At 66.1% G+C, this 25298-nt stretch carries 23 protein-coding genes; 20 read left to right on the forward strand and 3 right to left on the reverse strand.

Annotated elements, in window-relative coordinates; translation table 11 throughout:
• The first annotated feature begins 22 nt into the window (after positions 1 to 22).
• The 12 genes from GNX95_RS09245 (at position 23) to GNX95_RS09300 (ending at position 13017) form a co-directional block, all read left to right on the forward strand.
• Positions 23 to 1819, forward strand: a complete 1797-nt coding sequence (locus tag GNX95_RS09245) for a peptide ABC transporter substrate-binding protein (RefSeq protein ID WP_163506695.1) — start codon at positions 23 to 25, stop codon at positions 1817 to 1819.
• A 4-nt stretch (positions 1820 to 1823) separates the two neighbouring features.
• The gene (locus GNX95_RS09250; RefSeq protein WP_163506696.1) at positions 1824 to 2786 is read left to right on the forward strand and encodes an ABC transporter permease; all 963 of its coding nucleotides are present in this window, start codon (positions 1824 to 1826) and stop codon (positions 2784 to 2786) included.
• Complete coding sequence (locus tag GNX95_RS09255) at positions 2783 to 3661, forward strand: ABC transporter permease (protein ID WP_163506697.1); 879 nt, start codon at positions 2783 to 2785, stop codon at positions 3659 to 3661. Before GNX95_RS09250 ends, GNX95_RS09255 begins: the two co-directional genes overlap by 4 nt.
• 2 nt (positions 3662 to 3663) lie before the next feature.
• On the forward strand, positions 3664 to 5277 hold the full coding sequence (locus GNX95_RS09260; RefSeq protein ID WP_163506698.1) for a dipeptide ABC transporter ATP-binding protein: 1614 nt from the start codon (positions 3664 to 3666) through the stop codon (positions 5275 to 5277).
• A complete protein-coding gene (locus GNX95_RS44005; protein ID WP_163506699.1) occupies positions 5274 to 6179 on the forward strand; it encodes an ROK family protein in 906 nt (301 codons plus the stop codon). Before GNX95_RS09260 ends, GNX95_RS44005 begins: the two co-directional genes overlap by 4 nt.
• A gap of 119 nt (positions 6180 to 6298) precedes the next feature.
• Positions 6299 to 7144: a MurR/RpiR family transcriptional regulator gene (locus tag GNX95_RS09270; protein ID WP_163506700.1), complete on the forward strand. Its 846-nt coding sequence runs from the start codon at positions 6299 to 6301 to the stop codon at positions 7142 to 7144.
• A gap of 17 nt (positions 7145 to 7161) precedes the next feature.
• Positions 7162 to 8151, forward strand: a complete 990-nt coding sequence (locus GNX95_RS09275) for an aldo/keto reductase (protein WP_163506701.1) — start codon at positions 7162 to 7164, stop codon at positions 8149 to 8151.
• A 93-nt stretch (positions 8152 to 8244) separates the two neighbouring features.
• Positions 8245 to 8604, forward strand: a complete 360-nt coding sequence (locus tag GNX95_RS09280) for a hypothetical protein (RefSeq protein ID WP_163506702.1) — start codon at positions 8245 to 8247, stop codon at positions 8602 to 8604.
• 76 nt (positions 8605 to 8680) lie between these two features.
• Positions 8681 to 9283 carry an HNH endonuclease signature motif containing protein gene (locus GNX95_RS09285; protein ID WP_163506703.1) on the forward strand — a complete coding sequence of 201 codons (603 nt, stop codon included), beginning with the start codon at positions 8681 to 8683 and terminating at the stop codon, positions 9281 to 9283.
• Positions 9284 to 9388: 105 nt separating this feature from the next.
• Positions 9389 to 11794 carry a hypothetical protein gene (locus GNX95_RS09290; protein ID WP_163506704.1) on the forward strand — a complete coding sequence of 802 codons (2406 nt, stop codon included), beginning with the start codon at positions 9389 to 9391 and terminating at the stop codon, positions 11792 to 11794.
• Complete coding sequence (locus tag GNX95_RS09295) at positions 11791 to 12216, forward strand: hypothetical protein (RefSeq protein ID WP_163506705.1); 426 nt, start codon at positions 11791 to 11793, stop codon at positions 12214 to 12216. Before GNX95_RS09290 ends, GNX95_RS09295 begins: the two co-directional genes overlap by 4 nt.
• Positions 12217 to 12435: 219 nt before the next feature.
• Positions 12436 to 13017 carry an NADPH-dependent FMN reductase gene (locus GNX95_RS09300; RefSeq protein WP_163506706.1) on the forward strand — a complete coding sequence of 194 codons (582 nt, stop codon included), beginning with the start codon at positions 12436 to 12438 and terminating at the stop codon, positions 13015 to 13017.
• Here the strand turns inward: GNX95_RS09300 and GNX95_RS09305 are convergent.
• From GNX95_RS09305 to GNX95_RS09315, 3 genes are read right to left on the reverse strand one after another with little or no spacing between them, the layout of a single operon-like run.
• The gene (locus GNX95_RS09305) at positions 12977 to 14458 is read right to left on the reverse strand and encodes a flavin-containing monooxygenase (protein ID WP_163506707.1); all 1482 of its coding nucleotides are present in this window, start codon (positions 14456 to 14458) and stop codon (positions 12977 to 12979) included. The genes GNX95_RS09300 and GNX95_RS09305 overlap by 41 nt on opposite strands.
• 49 nt (positions 14459 to 14507) lie before the next feature.
• A complete protein-coding gene (locus GNX95_RS09310) occupies positions 14508 to 15689 on the reverse strand; it encodes an MFS transporter (RefSeq protein WP_163506708.1) in 1182 nt (393 codons plus the stop codon).
• Positions 15690 to 15731: 42 nt separating this feature from the next.
• Entirely contained in the window at positions 15732 to 17516 is a 1785-nt protein-coding gene (locus tag GNX95_RS09315; protein ID WP_222853476.1) for a sigma-54-dependent Fis family transcriptional regulator, read from the reverse strand.
• Between the two features lie 205 nt (positions 17517 to 17721).
• Here GNX95_RS09315 and GNX95_RS09320 point away from each other — a divergent pair, with 205 nt between their 5' ends.
• From GNX95_RS09320 to GNX95_RS09355, 8 genes are all read left to right on the forward strand, one after another.
• On the forward strand, positions 17722 to 17943 hold the full coding sequence (locus GNX95_RS09320) for a hypothetical protein (protein ID WP_163506709.1): 222 nt from the start codon (positions 17722 to 17724) through the stop codon (positions 17941 to 17943).
• A 165-nt stretch (positions 17944 to 18108) separates the two neighbouring features.
• Positions 18109 to 19761, forward strand: a complete 1653-nt coding sequence (locus GNX95_RS09325) for a ferritin family protein (protein WP_187369611.1) — start codon at positions 18109 to 18111, stop codon at positions 19759 to 19761.
• A gap of 83 nt (positions 19762 to 19844) precedes the next feature.
• Positions 19845 to 20885: an NADH:ubiquinone reductase (Na(+)-transporting) subunit F gene (locus GNX95_RS09330; RefSeq protein WP_163506710.1), complete on the forward strand. Its 1041-nt coding sequence runs from the start codon at positions 19845 to 19847 to the stop codon at positions 20883 to 20885.
• A 10-nt stretch (positions 20886 to 20895) separates the two neighbouring features.
• Positions 20896 to 22071: a ferritin family protein gene (locus GNX95_RS09335; protein WP_163506711.1), complete on the forward strand. Its 1176-nt coding sequence runs from the start codon at positions 20896 to 20898 to the stop codon at positions 22069 to 22071.
• Positions 22072 to 22127: 56 nt separating this feature from the next.
• Positions 22128 to 22442: a propane 2-monooxygenase effector subunit MimD gene (gene mimD, locus GNX95_RS09340; RefSeq protein WP_163507943.1), complete on the forward strand. Its 315-nt coding sequence runs from the start codon at positions 22128 to 22130 to the stop codon at positions 22440 to 22442.
• A 38-nt stretch (positions 22443 to 22480) separates the two neighbouring features.
• Positions 22481 to 23530, forward strand: a complete 1050-nt coding sequence (locus GNX95_RS09345) for an amidohydrolase family protein (protein ID WP_163506712.1) — start codon at positions 22481 to 22483, stop codon at positions 23528 to 23530.
• Entirely contained in the window at positions 23527 to 24243 is a 717-nt protein-coding gene (locus GNX95_RS09350; protein WP_163506713.1) for an iron-sulfur cluster assembly protein, read from the forward strand. The genes GNX95_RS09345 and GNX95_RS09350 overlap by 4 nt, the downstream gene beginning before the upstream one ends.
• Positions 24240 to 25265 carry an NAD(P)-dependent alcohol dehydrogenase gene (locus tag GNX95_RS09355; protein ID WP_163506714.1) on the forward strand — a complete coding sequence of 342 codons (1026 nt, stop codon included), beginning with the start codon at positions 24240 to 24242 and terminating at the stop codon, positions 25263 to 25265. Before GNX95_RS09350 ends, GNX95_RS09355 begins: the two co-directional genes overlap by 4 nt.
• The last annotated feature ends 33 nt before the right edge of the window (positions 25266 to 25298 follow it).

Below are 25298 nucleotides of genomic sequence, written 5' to 3' on the forward strand. Positions count from 1 at the left end.
CACTTTTGTTGGAAGTGAGCACATGAGGACCATTCCACGCGGCTGGGTCGCGGCTTTGCTGGCGATCTGTCTGGCACTGACCGCCTGTGCCGGCACGCGGCGTCAACACGGTGGCGGCAGCGGCCAGCCGATCCCTGGCGGCACGGTGTCCTTCGCGCTGCCGCCGTCGGCGCAGCCAAACTGGATCCTGCCGCTCGCGTTACCGGGTTACACCGCGAGCTACAACGGAGCCATCCAGTCCATGCTGTTCGTGCCGCTGTACGCCTATGACGGCACCTCCGGCTCGGTCACCATGGATCCGCTGGCAAGTGCCGCGCTGCCACCGAAATACTCCGCCGACAGCCGCACGGTGACGATCACGCTGCGCCCGCTGACCTGGTCCAACGGACAGCGACTCAGCACGCGGGATGTGGAGTTCTGGCTGAACCTGGTGCGTGCCAACAAGAGCGAGTGGGCAGCATACACCGAAGGCCTGATGCCGGACGACATCGTCGGCTTTCACGCCGTCGACGACCGCACTTTCACGCTGACGCTGGACAAGACGTACAACCCCGACTGGTTCACGGCCAACCAGCTGACGCTGATCACGCCGCTTCCGCACTCCGCCTGGAGCCGCACCGGTCCCGGCACGCCAATCGGCGACGCCGACCGTACGGCTGCCGGCGCCAAGCAGATCTTCACGTATCTGGCCAGCCGCGCGAAAAACCTCGGCGGCTATGCGACCGATCCACTGTGGAAGGTCGTCGACGGTCCGTTCGCACTGTCGCGCTTCTCCTCCTCCGGCGCGGTGACCGTGGCCCGCAACCCCCGATATTCGGGGCCGGACAGGGCACATCTGGACAGCGTGTCGTTCGTGACGTTCACCAGCGCGTCGGCCGAATACAACGTGTTGCGCTCCGGCGGACTCGACTACGGCTATGTCCCCACCTCCAACCTCGGTCAGCGCACGGTGCTGGAGAAGCAGGGCTATCGGATCAGCCCGTGGAACGGCTGGTCGATCACCTACATTCCGTACAACTTCAACAATCCGGCGATGGGAAAGGTCTTCTCGCAGCTGTACGTGCGGCAGGCGATCCAGCACGCGGTCAACCAGCCGGCCATCACCTCGGTGATCTGGCGCGGCACGGCCAAACCGGATTACGGACCGGTGCCGCAGGACAATGACAGGAAATATCTGTCCGACCGGCAGAGGACCAATCCCTATCCGTACGATCTCAACCGTTCACGGCAACTGCTGGCCGCTCACGGCTGGAAAGCCGGAAGCGACGGCATCCTGGTCTGCCGGTCGGCGACCAGCTGCGGTGCCGGAGTCGCGGCGGGGACACGGTTTGCCATGACGTTGCTGACCGAGTCAGGATCGGACGAGACCGACAACACCATGCAGGAGTTGAAATCCTCCTTCTCCAAGGTCGGCATCGAGATGACGATCAACGGCCAGCCACTCAACACCGTGCTGGGCAAAGGCACCTCCTGCAAGCCGGCGGACGCCTCCTGCGCCTGGCAGCTGTCGTATTTCGGCACGCAGGGCAGCTGGTATTTTCCGGCCAACCCCTCCGGCGAGCAGCTCTTCGCCACCAACGCGAGCGTGAACTTCGGCTCGTACTCGGACAAACGCACGGACGATCTGATCAATGCCTCCAACCGTAGCGATTCCGGGACCGCGATGGTGGACTACAGCGCTCACCTGGCCGAGCAGCTGCCGGTGATCTGGATGCCCAACCCGCCATACCAGGTCTCCGCGATCGACTCCGCACTGCACGGCGTGGTCCAGGATCCGCTGGCCGGCCTGCAGCCACAGCGCTGGTTCTGGACGAGGTGACATCATGACGCGATACCTCGCCAGGCGGCTCGTTCTCGCCATCGTCGTCGTCCTGCTGGTCACCGTGGTGACCTTCATCCTGCTGCACTTGCTGCCAGGTGGACCGGCTCGCGGCGTACTCGGCGTCAAGGCCACCGCCGAGCAGATCGCCGCCTTCAACGAGGCGAACGGATTCAACAAGCCTCTTCCGCTTCAATACTGGGACTATCTGCTGCGGCTGTTACATGGCGACCTGGGTTCGTCGTACACGATGAACGAGGACGTCACCACGCTTCTGGCCGAGCGGCTGCCGAAAACCTTGCTGCTGACCGTCACGTCGACGCTGCTCGCGACGGTGATCGCACTGCCGCTCGGCAGCTGGCAGGCCACACGGCGTGGCAAGGCGGTCGACCACGCCGCCACCGGCGTGAGCTTCGTTCTCTACGCGACACCGGTGTTTTTCCTTTCTCTGCTGCTGATCATCGTCTTCGCCCAACTGCTGCCGGTCTTTCCGGCGCAGGCCGCGCAGGGCGAGGACATCGGCACACTGCTCTCGCAACCGGCCTCGCTGGTGCTGCCGATCGTCGCCGGCACCGGTGTGACTTTGGCCGTACTCGGCCGATACATGCGATCGTCCACAGTGGACAACCTGGCGGAGGACTACGTACGCAGCGCTCGCGCGCGAGGGACGTCCGAGCGGGCCATTCTGTGGCGACATGTCTGGCCGAACTCGCTGACCAGCGTGGTCGCGATGCTCGGCTATTACGTGCCGGTCATTTTCAGCGGATCACTGGTGGTGGAGTCGATGTTCAACTATCCCGGCATCGGTCTGCTGTTCTGGACGGCGGCTCGTAATGCCGACTTCCCGGTCCTGCTTGGCGTGGTGCTGGTGATCGCGATCGCCACGGTCACCGGGGCGTTGCTGGCGGATGTGGCGCAGTTGCTGATAGATCCGCGCGTACGCATGCCGGCGAGGGCGGCCGCATGACGACCGTGACGCCTCCTGTCCCGTTGACGCCGGAGCTGCCGGCAACGGCGGTGCTCGCCCGCCTCCGTACGCGCCGCGGCGCGGTCGTCGGACTGGCGATCCTGCTTCTGGTCGTGCTCTTCTGTTTTCTCGGACCGCTGATCCATCACACCGACCAGGTCCACACGGACCTGCTGTCGGCACGCCTCTCGCCGCGGCCGAGTCACTGGCTCGGCACCGACGATCTCGGCTATGACGTGCTGGGACGGCTGATGGTCGCCGGCCGCACGTCGCTGATCATCGGCGTGCTGGCCGGCCTGCTCGGCACCGCGATCGGTGCCGTCTGGGGCGCGATCGCCGGCTATTTCGGCGGATGGGCCGACACCGTTCTGATGCGGATCGTCGACACCGGCGTAGCGATCCCAGCGCTGTTTCTGCTGCTCGTCGCGGCCACTCTGGTCACGCCGGCGGTCGGCGTCCTTGCCGTACTCATCGGATGCGTCACCTGGCTGGTGCCGGCGCGGCTGATGCGCGCGGAGACGGTGAGCCTGCGAGAGCGCGACTACATCAAGGCCATCGAGGCGATGGGGGCCGGGCCGCCGCGGATCGTGTTTGGGCACCTCATCCCCAACGCCGTCGGCACGATCCTGGTCAATGCGACGTTCCAGATCGCCGACGCGATCCTTTTGGTGACATACGTGAGTTTTCTCGGCCTTGGCGCGCCTCCGCCGACGACCGACTGGGGTGGCATGCTCAGCAAGGGAATCACCTACACCTACGACGGCGCGTGGTGGCTGATCCTGCCGCCAGGCATCGCGATCGTGCTGGTGGTGTGCGCGGTCAACTTCGTCGGAGACGGCCTGCGCGACGCGTTCGCCGGCAAGGGCAGGCGATGACCATGGAATCCATTCTCGACATCTCCGGGCTGTCGGTGTCGTACGGTCCGGTCGACGCGCTCGACGATCTGTCGCTTTCCGTTAGTCAGGGCGAAATCGTGGCGCTCGTCGGCGAGTCCGGCTCAGGTAAGAGCACGGCGGCGCTGGCGAGTCTCGGCTTGCTGCCGGAGTCGGCGACGATCAGGGGCGACATCACGTTGGCCGGCGAAAAGGTGGTCGGCGCGAGTCTGGGCACGTTGCGACGGCTGCGTGGTCACGGTGCCGGCATGATCTTTCAGGAGCCCACGCGGGCGCTGAATCCGTTGCTGCGCGTCGGTTTCCAGCTGGCCGAGGCGATTCGTAACCACGATCCGCGGCCGAAGCGGCACCGGCATTATCGCGACCAATGTGTCGAGCTGCTCACTCGTGTCGGAGTGCCGGAGCCGGCCGACCGGCTGCGGCAGTATCCGCACCAGCTGTCCGGCGGACTCGCGCAGCGAGTCATGATCGCGATCGCCATCGCCGCTCGTCCACGGCTCATCATCGCCGACGAGCCGACGACCGCGCTCGACGTCACCGTGCAACAGCAGATTTTGGACCTGTTGCGGGACATCCGTGAGACCGAGGGCACCGGCATCCTGCTGATCACGCACAACATGGGGGTCGTCGCCGACATCGCCGATCGCGTTGTCGTCCTGCGTAACGGAAAGCTCGTGGAGGAGGCAGCGACCGAGCCGTTGTTTGGTGAACCCGCGGCCGACTACACCAGGCAGTTGTTGTCCGCTGTGCCGAGACTCGGCGAGACTGCCGATCGGCCGGTTGTCGAACCTGCCAGCGGTGAGCCGGTGGTCAGTCTTTCCGACGTGGTGGTGGAATTCGGGTCGCGGCGAGCCGTCGACGCCGTGTCGCTCGCCGTACGCCCCGGCGAGATCCTCGGCCTGATCGGCGAGTCCGGGTCAGGCAAGACGACGATCGGCAACTGCGTTCTCGGCCTGGTGCGGCCGACATCCGGCACGGTCGAGGTGTTTGGTGGGCAGCTGCGCGGCCGTGCCAGGGAACTGCGACGCCAGATCGGCGCGGTGTTTCAGGATCCGGCGTCCTCGCTGGACCCGCGGATGACGGTCGCGCGGACCATCGCCGAACCGCTTGTCATCCATACGAGCGAAAGCCAGGCCGAGCGAATGCGACGCGTACGCGAGCTGCTCGACGCGGTCGAGCTGCCGGAGTCGGTGTTGCGGCGCTATGGACACGAACTGTCCGGTGGCCAACGACAGCGGGTCAGCCTGGCTCGAGCCTTGGTGCTGCGGCCGAGACTGCTGATCGCGGACGAACCGACGAGCGCGCTGGACGTGTCCGTGCAGGCTGCCGTGCTGGATGTGCTCGCCAAGCTGCATGACGAACTTTCCTTTGCCTGCCTGTTCATCAGCCACGATCTCGCGGTCGTCGACCGGATCTGCGACCGAGTCGCGGTGCTGCGGGCCGGAAAGTTGGTCGAGCAGGGGCCGGGTGGGAACGTGCTGTCGTCACCAGAGCATCCGTACACGCGTGCCCTGCTGTTGTCGTCGCCAGTGCCCGATCCGGCGGCGCAACGCGAGCGCCGGCGGCGCCGGCTGGCCGAGTCGACTCCGGCGGCATGACCGAGCTGTGGGCCGGAATCGACATCGGTGGCAGCAAAACTCTCGCACTCCTGTGTGACGCCGCTGGCTCCGTCGTCGCCGAGGCGACGGCGCCGACAGCGGCTCGCGCCGGCGGATCGGCCATTCTGGCGACTGCGGCCGCGCTGGTGCGGGAGCTGTCGGCCGGAGCGGCGGGCCGCCTCGTTGGTGCCGGCGTTGGAGCTGCTGGCGTTATCAGCACTGACGGACATGTGCTCGCCAGCAGCAACACTTTTGCCGGCTGGATCGGGACCGACATCGCTGGAGGACTCGCCGGCCGGCTTGGCCTACCAGTTGCCGCCGAAAACGACGCACGCGCGTTTTTGCGAGGCGAGGTCGCGGAGATCGGCGGCGTTGAGCATGCTCTCGGCGTGATTATTGGGACCGGCGTTGGTGGAGCGCTGTTGGTCGACGGTCGGATTCTGCGCGGCGGTGGTGCGACCGGGGCTGGGGAGATTGGTCATGTGGGCAATTACGGGGATGAGCCGTGTTCGTGTGGCCGGCGCGGTCACCTGGAGGCGTACGTGTCGGGGAAGTCAATATCTCGGCGGCATGAGGCTGCGACCGGGGTGCGACTGGCGGCTGAGGAGGTGGCGGCGATCGGTGACCCTGTCGGCGTTTTTGCCGACGCTGGACGGGTTTTGGGGCAGAGTGTGGCGTATGCGGCTGGGTTGTTGGGGGTTGAGCTGGTGCTTCTCGGCGGTGGAGTGATGGGGTCGTGGTGGTTGATGGAGGCAGCCGTCGTTGAGGTGTTGGAAAGGCAGCGGTTGCTGTCGGGAGGTGCGGTGAAGGTGGAGAGGTCGCGGTTGGGGCGAAGGGCGGTCGCGGTGGGCGCCGCGGAGCTGGCGCGGAATCCTGGCAATGGACGGAATATCCGGTCCTGATCGCGACGCTGCGGCTCGTCGCGGTTTGACAGACGGGTCGGACACGTTACACACTCACATCTGTGACACCGAATCGGTTAGAGTCTAACGAGCGGTTGAGTGCGCGCATCGTCGGCGCGATGCCGACGTTGCCGCCTTCGGAGCGGCGGGTTGCCGAGCAGATCCTGCGGGACCTGAACGGCATTCCGCAGGTCACCAGCGAGGAGCTGGCGCGCCGCGCCGAGGTGTCCCTCACCACCGTCACGCGGTTGTGTCGCTCACTCGAGTTGGAGAACTACCAGCAGCTGCGCGTGGCTTTGGCCAACGAGGCCGGACTCAACCGCGGCCGAGGTTGGGAGGCGGCGCAAGGCACCGACATTCGGCCCGACGACTCATTGTCTGACGTCCTCACCGGCCTGCTTGCTTCCGAGGTGCGCGCTTTGGAGGACACCGCCACCAGCCTCGACCTCGACACCGTGGCAACCGTGGCGGACGCGATCGTCCGAGCGCGCCGGGTCGAGATCTACGGGGTCAGCGGCAGCGGGTCGGTCGCACGAGACCTCGGACGGCGGTTTCAGCTGATCGGACTGCCGGCAGTCGCGCAGGCCGACTCGCACGACGCGCTGGCAAGTGCGGCTCTCCTGGGACCCGATGATGTGGCGATCGCCATCTCGCATTCCGGTCACACTCGCGACGTGGTGGAAATTCTTACCCTGGCAGGCAAAAACGCTGCTGTCACGGTCGCGATCAGCAACTTTCCCCGGTCACCAGTAGCACTCGCCGCCAAACACGCGCTGACCACCGCCGCACGAGACACGACGTTTCGATCAGGTGCCCTGGCCGGCCGGCAGGCGCAGATGTTCGTCGCCGACCTGCTCTACCTGGCGGTTGCCCAGCGGACGTACGACGCGACCACTGCCGCGATCGCGGCGACTTCTGCAGCCGTACGGCGGCGTCGAGCGTCGACTCAGAAGCGAAAAGACTGACACGAGAGGACTCGCGCGTGGACCACGTTCGATTGGGACGCACCGGCCTGAAGGTATCGCGGCTTTGCCTGGGAACGATGACATTCGGCCTACAGTGCGACGAACCGGCCGCGGTCGCCATCATGGACCGCGCAGCCGAGGCCGGGATCACCTTCCTGGACACCGCGGACGTCTATCCGATGGGTGGCCAGCTCGACTCGGTCGGCAGGACCGAGGAAATCGTCGGCCGCTGGCTGGAGAAACGGCGCGACCAGTTCATCCTGGCCAGCAAATGCTCACACGCGATGGGACCGCTGCCGTGGCAACGCGGCAACTCGCGTAAGCACATCCTCGCCGCCGTCGAAGGCTCGCTGCGCCGGCTGCGGACGGACTACATCGATCTTTACCAGCTGCATGGCCCCGATCCGGACACACCGATCGACCAGACCCTTGCCGCGCTCGACGATCTCGTGCGGTCAGGGAAAGTGCGCTATGTGGGTTGCTCGAACTTCGCCGCTCACCAGGTCGCCAGAGCGCTTGGCCGCAGCGAGGCGCGCGGCTTGGTGTCGTTCGTGAGCGTACAACCGCGCTACAACCTGCTTTTCCGGCAGTTCGAGCGAGACCTCCTGCCGATGTGCCAGGAAGAGGGACTTGCCGTGCTTCCATACAACCCGCTGGCCGGTGGGATGCTCACCGGCAAGCACCGCAACGGCACGCCGGCCAGCGGCACGCGTTTCACCGTCGACGCCGTACGTGAGATTTATCGGAGTCGTTACTGGCACGACGACATCTTGGCCACTGTTGAGGAAATCCGTACGTTGGCTGCGGAGGCCGATCTGTCCGTGACCTCGTTGGCGGTTGCCTGGGTGCTGGCCAACCCTGCCGTTACGGCGGCCATTATCGGGGCCAGCAGGGCCGACCAGTTGACGGACACGGTTGCGGCGGGTGAGGTGGTGCTGCCGGAGGACCTGAAGGATCGGTTGGATCAGGTGAGTTTCGCGTATCGGTTCGGCGACGCGGCGTTTTAGGAGTGCGCCGGGTGTGCGGAGCGGTGTCTGGCGCCTTGGGAGGTGTTGTGCGGTGGGGAGGGTGGTTGGGGCGCCATAGCGTGCGGTGAGGAGGTGGTTGGGGCGAAAAACAGCCGCCTTTCTTGTGTTTTATGGGAAGTTGCGGCTCATAATGTCGGACTGTGGAGTTTGATGGTGGCATGGGTTATCGGGGATCCGTTGTTCGCGTTGGATTTTGTGGATGCGGCGCCGGATGCGGAGACGGTTCGGGTTTTGCAGGGGTTGGATCTTTCGGCTGCGGATCGGTATGAATGTCTTGCCGTGATGGAGGTGACCAATCGGTTGATCGCGGCGATGCAGGGGATGCAGTTGGCGTCGATGGGGCGGTTCATCACCCAGTACGATCCGTTGGCGCGGCGGTACGCGGCCGCCGAGGTCGCCTCAGCGTTGAAATGGACCACCAGGGCCGCGTGAGCATCTGACCACCACTCTCCCCCGCACGCTCGCGGCGCTGTGCGCCGGCATCATCGACATCGCCAAGGCGCGGACAATGATCGAGCAAACCGAGATCATCGACGCCGACGACGGCATGGCCTGGCTCAGCGCGTTGCTGCCGGCAGAAAAGACCGAGGCGATCTACCAGCTCATCGCCGACGTGCTCGCTGACCGCATCCTCGGCGACCCCAGCAACGTCAAAATTCGGCTCGACGTCAAGGTAAACGCCACGACCATGATGGGCCTGGACAACGAGCCTGGCCAGATAGTCGGCCACGGGCCGATCACCGCCAAGCACGCGCGTGAGCCGGGCATGCGGCCCGGCAGCGAATGGTTCCGGCTCTGGACCGACGGCCCCACCGACACCGTCCTGGACTACGGCCGGCTCAAATACAAGCCAGACACCGCGCTCGCCGACTACGTCCGAGCCAACGCTCCCACCTGCATCTTCCCGTGCTGCAACCGGCCAGCCAGGAGCTGCGAGCCCGACCACACCGTGCCCTTCCCGGACGGCCCGACCTCGGCCGACAATCTCAAGCCCCTCTGTAAGTATCACCATGAAGCCAAAACGCACCACGGCTGGGACGTCACGCAAGTGACGTACGCCTGGACCTCGCCGCTCGGGCGAACGTACGTCGTCTCCACGGAGGACAACTGAGCGCTGCACTTTCGGGTAACGGCAGTTGCCTGCGAAATCTCATCCTCCGGCCTTGCCGGTGACCGGTCGTACGGAGGATCGTGGCTGCCATCCCCGAGGAGAGGGATGGCGATGGACCGAGCACCACATCACCTTCCGCCGCCGCGCCGACACGTCCCGGTCGAGCCCGATCTCAACCACAATTCGGCGGTTTCTCCGGGCCAGGCGACGATCCAGCACCTGCAGCGCACCATCGGCAACCAGCGCGTACAGCGGTTGCTTCTTCAGCGCGCCAATTCGGCCGATCCACGGCTGCCGGCCAACCAGGCGGAGGCGTTGAGCCGAGCCAAAGAGGCGAAGCGAGCCATCGACGCGGCAATCGCGGCGATGCGTACGTCGGCGGCGGCCGAGCAGCGCAATGCCGTGCAGTTCATGACACAGCGGAAATGGGTGCCGGCGGCGCTCACACCACGACACGATTCACCGGTCGGCGCGCCAGCCATTCATTTCTTTCCCGGACAAAACAATTACACCGGATCGCAAACGCTCGACGCGCAGACGACACACAAGGTCAGTCCCAAACGTACGTGGGTGTACGTACGTGCACGCGACCACGCCAATGTGGACAATCCCCTGGCACAGGCAGACATCCAGTCACGGATCACCGCCGCTGTTTCCGAAGTCGCGCACACGAAGGCCACCCATCCCGGACAGCCAGTGTCGGTCGACCTCTACCGGGCACGCTTCAACGGCCTTTTCGACGTGCCGCCATTCAACGCTCTCAGCAACGCCGTCGACCTGACGCTGGACAGCCGCGGCCCGCGTACGCGGCGAGCGCGTGCGATTTTCGACCGTATTCTCACCGAAGAGCCAACGATCCGCGCCGCGTACGACGCGAACACCGGTGGACTTCGGGGCGTCATCGACACCTACGCCGAACCGGACGGCATGAACCGCGTCAACTCGCCGCGGCTGCAGCGACTGCGCGAGGCGTTTTTCGCGTTCAAGGCACCGGTCGCCGACTTTTCCCGGTTTCGCAACGCGATCCGTACGGCGGCGGCCGGTCTGGACGCGACCGACCGGAAAGCGTTCGACGACTCCAACGACTGGCAACAGCTCGTCAACGCACACGTCACCGACGAAGCACAACGGATCGAGATACGCGCGATCATCAGTCAGCGCACCCAAGCACAGCTGGACAAGGCGACATTCGCCACGTTGTGGACGATGCGCGCCAGGGTCGACGCCGGCGCAGGTCTGAAGGACGTCACCAACGGATCCGTCGTACGTTATCTGGATGGCACCTTGCAGCTCGGCGTCAACACTGAGCTGCAGGGCGGCCGCGCCAACACCGGCCTGGCGCTTTTCGTCCGTAGCTCCGCATTACGCGGCTCGACCGTCGTCGGAGCACCGGACACCAAACCGTTTCCACCGCGCGACGACGGCACCTTCAGTCGTCTGTCGATCCTCCAACCAACGCCGGCGCCAGCCGCCGACACACTGACGATTTCGACCGAACTGCTCGACACCGACCGCACGACCGTGCTGGCCACGCGGCGCCTGACCGTGACGGCCAGCCCCGGGACGCCGTTCACGAAGGCCCAGGCACTGGCGAGCGCGCGCGAGGACCAGGCGTTCTTTCGCGGCGCATTCCTCACCTTGCTGCGAAACCGCGGCGGACACGCGGCGCGTGTGGCGACCGCGATCGCACAGGGGACCATCAAGCTCGAGCCGCAGACACCGCGCCACGACTCGCGAGCGTACGTCGCGAACAAGGCCGCCGGCGATCCGTCGCAGACCGGCTTCTTCCACGGCGTCACGTACGGAGACCTGAACGACACCGTCAACAGTTTCGTGTCCGGCGCCAGCACCAGGGGCGCCACACCGTCCGAGCTGCATGGTGTCATGTGGGTCGAGCGTACGTTCGACGTCGCGGCCAACGCGAAGATCGCCGACGACGACGTGATCAAATTTGCCGTTCACGAAGCGGTCCACGCGCTCGACGCGACCGTCCATCGCGCCGATTCGACCAACCTCGACCATTACAAGTCGGAGTTTCGCGCCTACTGGATGGAAGGCATCTTCGGTCCACCCGACCAGGCGACCTGCCAGAACGCGTCGGGAAACTGCCTGTCGACCGAGGTCGATCCGAACATGTCCGCGCCAGGACCGAAATCGCCGCGCGCTCGCGCGATCTTCGAGAAACTGTACGCGACCTATCCGTACGTGAAACCGGACTATGACAACAACGTCAACGGATTTCGGGAAGCCGTCGACCGGTACGTGTGGCCGGACGGCATCAACCTGATCCTCTCCAAAAACCTCGACGACCTGCAGAAAGTCGTCGCCGAATGGGACGGCGGAAGCTTTCCCGCGCTCAGGACGAACGTGCTGCGTCTGGCCGCCGGTCTCACCGCGGAGGAGCGGCAGGAGATCAACCGAAACCGTGAATGGCGCGAGTTGGTGGAAAAGAAAGTGACCGACCCGGCCGACCGTGTGCGGCTCGAGTCCGACCTTGGCATCCCGCGATGAACCGACACGTCATCGAGGAGCTGGGGCTCTCCTTCGCCGCTGAGCCGCAGTGGCCGGAGGATCGTTTCGTTGGCGCGGAATGGCAGGCGGTTTTCCGGCATCTCCCCGGCCAGGCCGGCACATTTTTCGTACGGTATGGCGCAGGACAACGGATCGACGCGTTCGCGGCCACGCTTGCCGACGCGCTGACGAGCGTGACGACAACGCTCGACGAACCGTACGTCGTGGACGGCCGACCCGCGCGCCGACTGGTGCTTCGGACCAATCGACGAGACGGCGAGGCGTACGACGTCGTCGCCGTCGGCCTGGAGATCCACGGCATCCCGGTATTGATCGGCTATCGGGTCCGCGAAAGCGCGGACGTCCAGCCGACGCTGGAGCAGACGCTCGCCAGCGTGACCATCGCCGGTCACGGCGGCTGACCGGAGGTCCGCTCACGTCTCTAGGGTCCAACGACCCGGCACCGGTCGACCGTCCCGCCAGTTGTACGCCGCCGGTCCGCGTGGCACACTTGAAGACAGGTCCCCACCGGCTCCCCCCGTGGCCGGTGGGGATTTCTCTGTCTCCAGACCTCGATTTGCAGACACCGTTGTACCCATTACAACGCCCGCTGTACGATCGAGGGCGTGAGAGGAGAACGCATGACACGCATAGCGATCGTGCTCGGCAGTACGCGACCGGGCCGCCGCGCGGAGATCGTGGCGCGCTGGGTCGCCGAGGTGGCCAAGCGGCACCACGACGCGGAGTTCGAACTGGTCGACATCGGCGCGTACGGCCTGCCGATGCTCGACGAGCCGGCGCCGGCGATGACCGGCGACTATCGCAACGAGCACACCAAGCGGTGGGCCGCGGCGATCGACGGCTTCGACGGATACGTCTTCGTGACGCCGGAATACAACCACTCGTTTCCGGCCGCACTGAAGAACGCGATCGACTTCCTGTACGCCGAGTGGAACGACAAGGCGGCCGGCTTCGTCGGCTATGGCGCCTACGGCGGCATGCGCGCGGTCGAGCAGTTGCGGCTGATCCTGGCCGAGATGAAGGTCGCGACGGTACGCACCCAGGTCGCGCTGTCCAAGCACACCGACCGGGATCTGTTCGTAGATCCGGAAAACTGGCGGCCCAGCGGCGACAGGGATCTGACCGAGATGCTCGACCAGCTCATCGCCTGGTCAAACGCGCTCAGGACACTGCAGCCGGTTTCCGCAGCGGCGCGCGGCTGAAACGCATCCCCGCGTCGGCCAGCGAACCGTGTCGAAGCATGATCCGGTCGCGTACGTAGTTCTGATAGAGCCGCCAAGGAGCGACCGGCCCCTGCTTCGGCAGCAGGTGCGCGCTCCGCTTCACATAGCCGGACTTCAGGTCGATCAGCGGCACCAGCTCATCGGTCGCCGGCGCGCGCGGCGTACAAACGCGATATCCGTGTCGGTCCAGGTGGTTGAGCAGCCGGCACACATAGTGCGCGACCAGGTCGGCCTTCAACGTCCACGACGCGTTGGTATAGCCGACGGTGAGCGCGAAGTTCGGCACGCCGGAAAGCATCATCCCTTTGTACGCAATGGTTTTGCCGAGCTCCACCGGCTCGCCGTCGAGCGTCAGCTGTACGCCGCCGATGCCGAGCAGGTTGAGACCGGTGGCGGTCACCACGATGTCGGCCGGCAGCTCCTCCCCACTGCTCAACCGGATGCCGGTCCTGGTGAACGTGTCGATCGTGTCGGTGGCGATGTCGGCCTTGCCGTCGCGTACGGCCCGGAAGAAGTCGCCGTCCGGCACGAAACACATCCGCTGGTCCCACGGCTTGTATGCCGGCGAGAAGTGTTTGTCGACGTCGAAACCGTCCGGCAGTTGCGCGACGACGCCCTTGCGCAACAGCTTCTTCGCGAACTCCGGCGCGCGCTGGCTGACGTTGTACGCGAGCATCGCCTTCGCCACGTTCTGCCAGCGTACGGCCGGATAGACGAAGCTGTCCGGCAGCCGGCCGATGATCTTGTCAGCCAGCCAGTCGGTCGACGGCAGCGTCAGCAGATACGACGGCGAGCGCTGCAACATCGTGACTTTCGCGGCTTTCTCGGCCATCGACGGCACCAGCGTCACCGCGGTGGCGCCGCTGCCGATCACCACGACCCGCTTGCCGGTGTAGTCCAGATCCTCCGGCCAGAATTGCGGATGCACGATCTCGCCGGCGAAGTCGTCGACGCCGGGAAAGTCGGGCGTGTAGCCCTGGTCGTAGTTGTAGTAGCCGGAGCAGGAAAACAGGAAGTCACAGCTGAGCCGCACGACCTCGCCGGTGTCCGTACGCTCGGCGTCGACCAGCCAGCGAGCGTCGGCCGACGACCAGTCGGCCCGGACGACCTTGTGGTGAAAGCGGATCTTCTCGGTGATGCCGCGCTCGGCCGCGGTGGCGCGCACGTACGATCGGATCGACGGTCCGTCGGCGATGGACTTCGCCTGCTTCCACGGCCGGAACGAATAGCCGAGGGTGAACATGTCGGAGTCGGACCGTACGCCCGGATAGCGGAACAGGTCCCACGTCCCGCCGATCGCGTCGCGCGCCTCCAGGATCGTGAACGTCCGGCCGGGACATTCGTCCTGGAGGTGGCTGGCGGCTCCGATCCCGGACAAACCCGCACCGACGATCAGCACATCCACGTGTTCGACCGACATGCTGGCCTCATCCCCTCAGAGCAGGTGGACGTTACCTACTGAAGGTAACCTACGGCGCGGGCCGAATACTAGAGCCGGGTTCTAGAGAGCGCCTGCGTACAAATGGGATGAAGGTCACAAAAACCGTGGTGACCGCGACCGCGACGACCACGCCGGCGACCGCGAACGGCAGCACGGAGATCAGCAGCGACGCGATAGCGACGCCGAGTCCGGTCATCGTCCGCAGCCACGAGAAGCCTTCCGCACGGCGGTGCACCGGCAGCGCCTCCTCGGCGCGCAGCGAGTAATACGTCGCCAGCGGAGCCAGGCAAAGTCCGATCAGGACGGCGCCGACGACAGCGACCCACACCGCTGGCGCGAGGCCGACCGCGACGACTCCGGCGAACGTCGCGCCAATCATGGCCAGTACGAGCCACGGCCGGATCGGCCTGCCGTGCCAGGTGATCAGCGCGCCACCGGTCACCGACGACACGCACAACGCGACCGTGAAGACGACCGCGTACGCCGGAGCCAACCCCAGCCGCAGTGTGAGGGTCACCGCACCGACCTCGACCAGCGCGACGGCCAGGCTGGCGGCGACCGCGAACGCCATCCACAGCAGGAAAATCCGCTCGATGGGCGTACGGTCGTGCGCCTTCGACCGCGGTCGCGGCGCGCCGGCCAGCGGCACCAACGCCGCGGAGAACAATGACGCCGCCGCCATCACGGCGACGCCGAGGACCGGCACCGCGGCGGCCAACACCGCGGCGAGCACCGGACCGGCCACGAAGACCAGCTCGTTGGCGGTCGCGGCGAGCGCCACGGCCCTGGCCATCCGGCTCGTCGGCACGAGATCGCTGAGCTGCGACCGAAGTGCGCCGGAGATCGCGCCGTTGGCCAGGCCGCCAAAAGCCGCGATCACAATCACCACGACCGGACCCGTACGCAGGACGATCGCCACAGCCAAAACCGCGATGACGACCGCGCGCAGCACCAGGATCCAGCGCAGGAAGCGGCCAGCGCCGATCCGGTCACCGAGCCGGCCGAGTGGCACGGCGAAGACCACCTGACAGCCGGTCATCGCCATCACCATCGCGGCACCGACCCGCGACCCGCCGGCCATCGTCACCGTGGCCAGCGAAAACGCGAGCGGCGCCATCGCCGGCGGCAGCGCGGCGAGCTGGTTTCCGGTCAGCCACCGCCGGAACGCCAGCCGCGACGCCGTGCCGGTGGCTTCGGTGACGGTGGACATGCCGCCACGCTGTCATTTTCCGCGCCGGAAGGAAAGCCGCTTTTACCTGTCCGGCGTGACGATGCCGTACTCGTGGATCTTCCGGTAGAGCGTCGCGCGCGACATGCCGAGCAGCTGCGCCGCCCGCACCTTGTTGCCGCCGGCGTCGTCGAGGCTGTCGACGATCGCGTCGCGCTCCATCGACTCGATCCGGTTGAGCTGCCGGCGATTGACCGTACGGTATTCGGTCGGCAGGTCCGCCGGCCGGATGATGCCGGTGCGCCGGTGCTGGGCGACCTGCTTCAACACCTGGTGGAGCTCGGTCGCGTTGCCGTCCCAGTTGGCGCGCATCAGCAGGTGCATCGCGGCCGGCGAACAACGCAGCTGGCCGCGCGGCGAGAGCCGGTTGAGGAACAGCGGGATCAGCTGCGTCATGTCCTCGACGTGGCGGCGCAGCGGCGGCACCCGGACCGTACGCGGAAAGAGCGAGATGAGCTCGGACAAGCTGTCGGTGTCGTCGGACATCGTGACCGCGATCCAGGTGCCGGAGCCGTCGACTTTGCGCAGCAGACTCACCAAAGACGCTGTCGCGCCGGCGGACAACCGGTCCACGTGCCGGATCACCAGCGCGTCCACCGGATCGTCGAGCAGGTCACGGCGTACGCACTCGCCGAAGTCGGCGTCCAGCGCGTCGAGCGTGTGCATGCGGCCGGTCGGCGACCGGCGCTGGTGGACGCAGCGAGCCAGCGTGTATTTGCCAACACCCGCCTCCCCCGCCAACACCAGCCACTCGCCGCGCCCGTACGACGCGTCGACGTCGTGACAACAGCGCAGCCACTGCGGCGCGGAGCCGACCACGCCTGGCAGGAAGACCGGCAGCTGCACCGCCGGCGACTCGGTACGCTCCTCGTCGGTCTCGACCAGCTTCGCGCTGACGACCACACCGGCGACCTCGTCGTAGCGCGGCCCCGGCACCGGTCGGGTCTGCAGGCGTACGCGGCCGCCGGTCGGCAGCGCGACCACGCTGACCGCCGGCCGCCGGTCGCTCAGCGCGTGGGTGACCTGGCCGAGCAGCATCGACTGGTCGGCCGGCGCGAGCAGCCGGCGCGCGGCGTCGTTGGCCATCACGACTTCCTCGTTGAAGGCCATCACGATCCCGGTCGTACGCCGGCAGGTGCGCAGGTATGCCTCGAAAAGCGCGAGCTCGCGGGTGTTGCTGCGGACGGCCTGGCGGATCTGCTCAGCGGTGGTCTTGGCCAGCGCCACCATCAGCGGACCGGCGTCCCGGCTCCAGCAGGTCAGGTCGACCGCGCCGATCACCTTGCCGGAGATCGGATGCGTGATCGGCGCCCCGGCACAGGCCAGGTTCTCCAGGTTTTCCGCATAATGCTCGTGGCCGAAGACATGGGTCGGCTGGCCATCCTCCAACGCGGTGCCGATCCCGTTGGTGCCGACGAACTTCTCGCCGTAGCTGAAACCCGGCACCAGCTCGACCCGCTCCAGATGCCGGTGCAGGTCCGGATCGCCGGTGCGCTGCGTCAGCACGATGCCGGTCGGGTCGGTCAGGATGATGCTGATCGGCTGGCCGTCCAGCTGCTCGGCGAGCCGCTCCAGCACCGGCTCGGCGGCCCTGACCAGCGGGGTGTCGACGTCCTTGTCGCGGACGTACGGCACGGCCAGCCGGTCGGCCGGCACGCGGAACTCGACCGACCGGTTCCAGGAGGCGAGGATCGGCAGCCGTACGCGGGAACGCTCGAACGGTTCGGCGGTCAGGAATCGCAGCCGCGCACGCGCCAGTGCGGGATCGTCTGGCGCGACCACTTCCAGGGTGTTGCGGGCATCCTCCACGAAGACCTCCTACCGCTGCCCGCGACGGCCTATCGCGGGCACCGCAGGGTGTGTCCTGGGGCACAAGGTTAGGGCTGCCGGACCGTGCGTGGTGTCTCAAATTGAGACAGCTGGGCCGGATCGCCGGTTGTGTCATGGGTCCCAGGGACTCCCCTTTGACCGTACGGGTCCTGACGCCTGCGCACTACTGCCAGGAGGGCTGGGAATGTCTGACACGTACAACCATTGGACAATCGTGAACCTGGTTTTCCAACACCTGGTCGACCAGGGTTTCCAGCCGACCCTCGGCGCCGGTGGCGATCCGGGAGAACCGGCGGCGGCCCTGCTGCGGTGCATGGGAATCACGCCGACCGTCGAAGGCGACCGCCGGACGACCGACGCGACCCGTGACCAGCTCGCCGAGCTGCGCGCCAGAATGCTCGACTGATCCGCTCTGTCTCATATTGAGACTTGCGACACACCGCGTACGGGATGTAATCGGCGGCGTAGGGACCGAGCCCTTCAGCCCCATCCTCGGTGCCGGCCAACCGACGATGTCTTCCGGGCTGGCGGAACGCACGCGCCGCCGGCGATCGGCGGGTAAGGAGTGATCATGAGCCGCCAGAGCGTGGCACGAGCCCACCAGAAAATCCAGGAACTGTCCTGGGAACCGGCCTATCACCAGCCGGTCTCGCACTACGGGACGGACTACACGTTCCAGAAAGCCAAGAAAAAGGACCCACTCAAGCAGGTCCTGCGGTCGTACTTCCCGATGCAGGAGGAAAAAGACCACCGCGTCTACGGCGCGGAGGACGGCGCCATCCGCGGCAACATGTTCCGGCAGGTGCAGGAGCGCTGGCTGGAATGGCAGAAGTTGTTCCTGAGCATCATTCCGCTGCCGGAGATCTCCGCCGCGCGGGCGATGCCACTGCTGTTCCGTACGGTGCCCAACCCCGAGCTGCACAACGGCCAGGCGATCCAGATGATCGACGAGGTCCGGCACTCGACGATCCAGCAGAACCTCAAGCGTCTCTACATGAACAACTACATCGACCCGGCCGGGTTCAACAGCAGCCTGCGTAACTTCCAGAACGACTACTGCGGCACCATCGGCCGCCAGTTCGCGGAAGGCTTCATCACCGGTGACGCGATCACCGCGGCGTCGATCTATCTGACGATCGTCGCGGAAACCGCGTTCACCAACACGCTTTTCGTCGCGATGCCGGCCGAGGCCGCGGCCAACGGCGACTACCTGCTCCCCACCGTTTTCCACTCCGTACAGTCCGACGAGTCGCGACACATTTCTAACGGTTACGCGACCTTGCTGATGGCGCTGTCGGACGAGAGCAACCACCAGCTGCTCGAGCGCGATCTTCGCTACGCCTGGTGGAACAACCACCGCGTGGTGGACGCGGCGATCGGCACGTTCATCGAGTACGGCACCAAGGACCGCCGCAAGGATCGGGAAAGCTACGCGGAAATGTGGCGTCGGTGGATCTACGACGACTACTACCGCAGCTATCTCGTGCCGCTGGAGAAATACGGTCTGGTGATCCCGCACGACCTGATCGAGGAAGCCTGGAACCAGATCTGGAACAAGGGCTACGTGCACGAGGTCGCGCAGTTCTTCGCCACCGGCTGGCTCGCCAACTACTGGCGGATCGACCCGATGACCGACAAGGACTTCGAGTGGTTCGAGCACAAGTATCCGGGCTGGTATGACCGATACGGCAAGTGGTGGGAAAACTACGCCCGCCTGTCGGTGCCCAACGGTCACCATCCGATCGTCGCGGAAAACGTCGATTACGTTTATCCGCACCGTTGTTGGACCTGCATGGTGCCGTGTCTGGTGCGCGAGGACATGGTCGTCGACCAGGTCGACGGCCAGTGGCGAACCTACTGTCACGAGGCCTGCCGGTGGACCGACGCCGAGGCGTTCCGGCCGACGTACCAGGGCCGGCAGACCCCCAACATGGGCCAGCTGATCGGGGCCCGCGAGTGGGAAACCCTTTACCACGGCTGGAACTGGGCCGACATCGTCAAGGACATGGGGTTCGTACGCGACGACGGCAAGACCATGGTCGCGCAGCCGCACCTCGACCTCGACCCGAAGAAGATGTGGACGCTGGACCACCTGCGCCGGATGCCCGAGGTCCAGTCGCCGAACGTGTTGCTCAACCAAATGAGCGACGCCGAGCGCGCCGCGTTCGTCGCCGACTACAACCGACAGGGCCCGGCCGGCCGTCCGGCCCCGGCCGCCAACTGATCCCCCGACCGCGCTGACGTAGCTGGGATGGCCGGCGGTGCAGGGAAAACCGCCGGCCGTCCGTTCCGCCGAGAGGGGATGCGATGGGTGACAAACACCGGGTCCGGTTCGAGCCGGTCGGCATCGAGATCGAGGTCGACGAGGACCAGACGATCCTGCGCGGCGCCGCCGAACAGGGAATCATGCTGATGCACGGCTGCAAAGAAGGGCAGTGCGCGGCCTGCAAGTCGTTCATCCTCGACGGCGACGACGTCGAGCACGACCGCTATTCGACCTTTGCCTTGCCCGACTTCGAAAAGGACGAGGGCTTCACGCTGTTGTGCCGCGCCCACGCGTACGAGGACCTGACCATCGAGCTGCTCAACTACGACGAGGACATGATCAAGTCGGGGCTGCCGATCGAGCAGGCCACCGTCGAGGTGGTCTCCAAGGACCGCGTCACGCACGACATGGTGCACCTGGTCGTGAAGCTGCTCGAACCCAGTTCGCTGAAGTTCTTTCCGGGCCAGTACATGGATTTCGCGGTGCCCGGACACGAGGCGACCCGGTCGTTCTCGATGGCCAACGTGCCCAGCGCGGGAAACCTGGAGTTCGTCATCCGGATCTATCCCGGCGGCCTGTTCTCCTCGTTCCTGGACGAGGAACTGGCCGTCGGCGACCAACTGGAGCTGACCGGACCGTTCGGCGTCTTCACCCTGCGGGACGCTCCGGACGCCGACCTGTTGTTCATCGGCGGCGGAGCCGGCATGGCGCCGATTCTGGGGCTGCTGCGGTCGATGGCCGAGCGCGGGATCGACCGGAAGGCGACCTTCTATTACGGCGCACGGGGACGCAAGGACCTGTGTTTCGACGCTGAGCTGACGGCGCTGGCCGAGCGGTTGCCCAACTTTCGTTACGTGCCAGCGCTTTCCGAGCCGGACGGCAACGACCGGTGGGAGGGTGAGACCGGCCTGGTCACCGATGTGGTGAGACGGCTGGAAACCAACCTGCGTGGCGCGGACGCGTACGTGTGCGGACCGCCGCCGATGGTCGAGGCGGCACTGGAACTGCTGCCGGCGCTCGGGGTCGCCGACAAGCGGATCTTCTACGACAAGTTCACCACTACCGGAGACGCTGACGAGTAAAGGAACGCCGATGACAACGACAGAACAGACCGAACGCAGCGTACCCAAGGTTGTCTTCACCGACGCGGAAGCCGGCGCCAAGGTGTTTCCGGACTCCTCGTCGCGGACGTACAACTATTTCAAGCCGGCCAAACGCAAGCAGAGCCACTACGAGGACGTCACCGTCGAGGTCCAGCCGGACCCGCGGCACTATCTCGCGCAGGGCTGGTTGTATGGCTTCTCCGACGGCCGCGGCGGCTATCCGCTGGACTGGACGGCGCTGAAGGCGTGGGGGTCGGACCGGCCGGAGCCCGAGCGAGGCCCCGGATCCGGCGGCCAGGGTTACGAATGGCCCGCGCACGGCTGGCACGAGTTCCGTGATCCCAACGAGGAATGGGAGCTCACCCTCTATCGCTACAACTCCAACGTCGTACGACAGCTGACGCAGAACATCGAGGCGGCCAGGCAGTCCAAGGCGTTCGAGCAGTGGAACCCCAACTGGGTCTCCTTCGTCGCGCAGCACGTCGGCGCGTGGATGCACGTCGACCACGGTCTTGGTCTTTACCTGTATGCCAACGCAAACCGGCGTGCGCCGACCAACATGCACAACAACGCGATCTCGGTGAACAGCATGCACCGGATCCGCGCCGCGCAGGATCTCGCGCTCTACAACCTGACGCTGAGCGAGGAAATCGCCGGCTTCGACGGCAGCGCACACCTGGAGGTGTGGAACTCCGACCCGGCCTGGCAGGGCGTACGCGACGTTTCCGAGCAGCTGACCGGAATCTGGGACTGGTGCGAGGCGATCTTCGCCGCGAACGTCGTTTTCGAGCCGCTGGTCGGCGAGCTGTTCCGCAGCAACCTGGTCCAGCAGGCGGCGCCGTCCAACGGCGACTTCGTCACGCCGACGCTGATCGGCGCCGAGGAGTACGACTTCGCCGAGCGCGACCTGCGCTACACCAAGGCGATGTTCCGGCTGCTGGTCGACGACCGGGAGTTCGCCAGCCACAACCGGAAGCTGCTGCAGCAGTGGCTGTCCAACTGGGTGCCGAAGGCCATCTCCGCGGCGCGTACGTTGCAGCCGCTGTGGTCGCAGCCCGACGCCAAGCCGCCGCGCTTCGAGGACGGCCTCGACCGGGCCAAGAGCCGGTTCACCGGCATCCTGTCCGACCTCGACCTGCAAGCCCCGAAGGAGCTGAGCCAGTGACCGCCACGGTTTACGGCGCCAACGACGCCTACAAACAAGACAACACCGCGTCCAACATGTGCGGCTTCACGCTGATGAACAACCAGGTCGGCGCGATCGTCGCGGAGGTCATGCGGCACAAGGAAAACGTCACCGTGACGCCGCTGCCCTCGATGATCCGGGTCGACGCGCGCGGCCGGATGGACGTTGTCTACGCCGAAATCGACGAGGCCGCTGGTGAGGAGGAGGGCTGGTTCGACTCGGCCGAGTTCGAGGAGAGCATGTCCACGCACTACGGCCGGATGATCCACGAGGACGACCGCACCATCATGTTCGCCAACCCCGAGGACGCGGCCGAATACCTCGACTTCGACCTCGTCGCCCGCGCCTAGGCGAACAGCACTCGATCCAGTCCGAGGAGGGGAAGGTAGTGTACGAAAAAGACGGTGAGAAGTACTTCGTGGTCGACGGCCACACGCATTTCTGGGACGCGAGCCCGGAAAACTGGGTGAAGGGCCAGGAGGACTACGCCAAGGGCTGGATCGAGTGCTTCCACGCCTACCAGGGCCTCGGCCCGGCCGAGACGCACTGGTCCATTCAGGATTTCCAGAAATACTCAGAAGAACGCATGATGAAGGACGTCTTCGAGGACGGCCACGTCGACGTCGCGATCTTCCAGCCGACCAACCTGCGGCAGTGGTATGCCAACGGTTTCAACACCACCGAGACGAACGGCGCGCTGGCCGAGAAGCATCCCGGGAATTTCCTGGTCAACACCAACTGGGATCCGCGCGACGGCGACGAGGGCCTCAAGCAGCTCGAGGAGCGCGCCAGGCGGTGGAACAGCAAGGGCGTCAAGCTCTACACCGCCGAGTGGTACGGCGACTCGCGCGGCTGGAGCCTGAAGACGCCGGAAGCCGCCACATACCTGGAAAAGTGCCAGGAGCTCGGCCTGAAGAACATCCACGTCCACAAGGGACCGACGATCTGGCCGCTGGACAAGGACGCCTTCGACGTGTCCGACGTGGACTACGTGGCGACCAACTTCCCCGAGCTCAACTTCATCGTCGAGCACGTCGGGCTCCCCCGCATCGAGGACTTCTGTTTCATGGCAACGCAGGAGCCGAACGTCTACGCCGGCCTGTCGGTCGTCGTCGGCGGCCTGATGCACGCGCGGCCGCGGTTTTTCGCCAAGGTGATGGGTGAGCTGATGTTCTGGCTGGGCGAGGACAAGCTCATCTTCGGCGCCGACTACGCCATCTGGGAACCCAAGTGGCAGGTCGAGGGTTTCGTCGACTGGAACATGCCCGACGGCGAGGAGTTCGGCGACTACGCCAAACTCACCGTGGCGCAGAAGAAGAAAATCCTCGGCCTGAACGCGGCTCGGCTCTACGACATCGACGTGCCCGCCGAGCTGCGGCTCGACCCGAAGACCGCGCAACCCGAACCGGCCGTCGCGGAGCCGGCGCCGGCATCATGAGCGCTGTCCCCACGACCGCCGGCCAGACCGCCGTCCGCGCGGCGGTCTGGTCGGCGCTGGCCACCGTGCAGGATCCGGAGCTGGCCGAGCCGCTGACCGACCTCGGTTTCGTTTCACGTTGCGAGGTCAGCGACGGCGTGGCCGTCGTAAGGCTGCGGCTGCCGACCTACTTCTGCGCGCCGAACTTCGCCTATCTGATGGTCGCCGACGCGTACGACGCGGTCAGCGCCGTCCCCGGCGTGACGCACACGGACATACGGCTGGAGGACCATTTCGCCGCCGACGCGATCAACGGCGGCGTCGCCGCGCGCTCGGGTTTCGTTGCCAGCTTTGCCGGAGAGGCGGTCGACGAGCTCGACGACCTGCGCGCCGATTTCCTCCGCAAGGCCGTGCTGGCCGGCACCGACCGAGTGTGCCGCCAAATCGGCGCCGACGCGACGCGGCTGGCCCAGTTGACGCTCGCAGACGCGCCGGACACCGTCGAAACGCGGCGTCTGCGGGATCGCCGGCGCGAACTTGGTTTGCCGGCCGCGGACACCGACGCGCTGATCATCGATCCGGCCGACGGCCGGGCCGTACCGGCCAACAAACTTCGGCGTCATCTGGGCGTCGCTCGGGTAACCCGGGTCAGTCAGGACGCCAACTCCGGGGTCTGCCGCGGCATGCTCGCGGCGCGCTATCCCGGGCTTGTCAGACAGGAGGACGCGGGATGAAGGCCGTACGACTGCACAAATACCACCAGCAGCCAGTCGTGGAAGAAGTGCCGGAGCCGACCGCCAAAGGACCTTTCGACGTCGTCGTGAAAATCGGCGGCGCCGGCGTGTGCCGGACGGACCTGCACATCATCGAGGAGCAGTGGGCGGAAAAGTCCGGCGTGACGCTGCCGTACACGATCGGCCACGAAAACGCCGGCTGGGTCCACGAAATCGGCTCGGCCGTGACGAACGTCGCGGTCGGCGACACCGTCATCCTGCATCCGACACCGACCTGCGGGCTGTGCCACGCCTGTCGTGCCGGCAACGACATGCACTGCCTCAACGGCTCTTTTCCCGGCATCAACACCGATGGCGGCATGGCCGAGTTTCTGCTCACCTCGGCGCGTGCCTGCATCAAGCTGGATCCGGCCACCGGGCCGGAAGACGTGGCCGCGCTGGCCGATGCCGGCATCACCGCGTATCACGCCGTACGCAAAGCCGTGCCGTTGCTCTATCCCGGCACGACCTGCGTCGTCAACGGCGCCGGCGGCCTCGGCCACATCGGCATCCAGTCGCTGGCCGCGCTGACCGCGACGCGGATCGTCGTCGTCGACCGCAATCCGGCCGCGTTGGCGTTGGCCGCCGAGCTTGGCGCGGACGAAACCGTTGCGGCGGACGGAAAACACGTCGACGCGGTGCTGGATCTGACCGACGGCCAGGGCGCCGAAGTGGTGCTGGACTTCGTCGCGGAGCAAGGCGCACAACAGGACGCATTCGCGATGACGCGACGCGACGGCTCGCATTACGTGATCGGCTATGGCAGCAACATCGACGTGCCGACCATCGACATCATCTCCACCGAACGCAGCATCGTCGGCAACCTGGTCGGCACGTACAACGACCTGGCCGAGCTGATGGTGCTCGCGCAGGCCGGCAAGGTCACCCTGCACACCAAGAAATATCCGCTCGACGCGGCGCTGGACGCGCTCGCCGACCTGGATGCCGGAAAGGTCCGCGGCCGGGCCATCCTGACGCCGTAAATCCGTCCCACCGCATCCGCGCAGCTCCTGGAG

The sequence above is a fragment of the Fodinicola acaciae genome (genome assembly GCF_010993745.1).
In the GTDB taxonomy this organism is placed as follows: Bacteria; Actinomycetota; Actinomycetes; order Mycobacteriales; family HKI-0501; genus Fodinicola; species Fodinicola acaciae.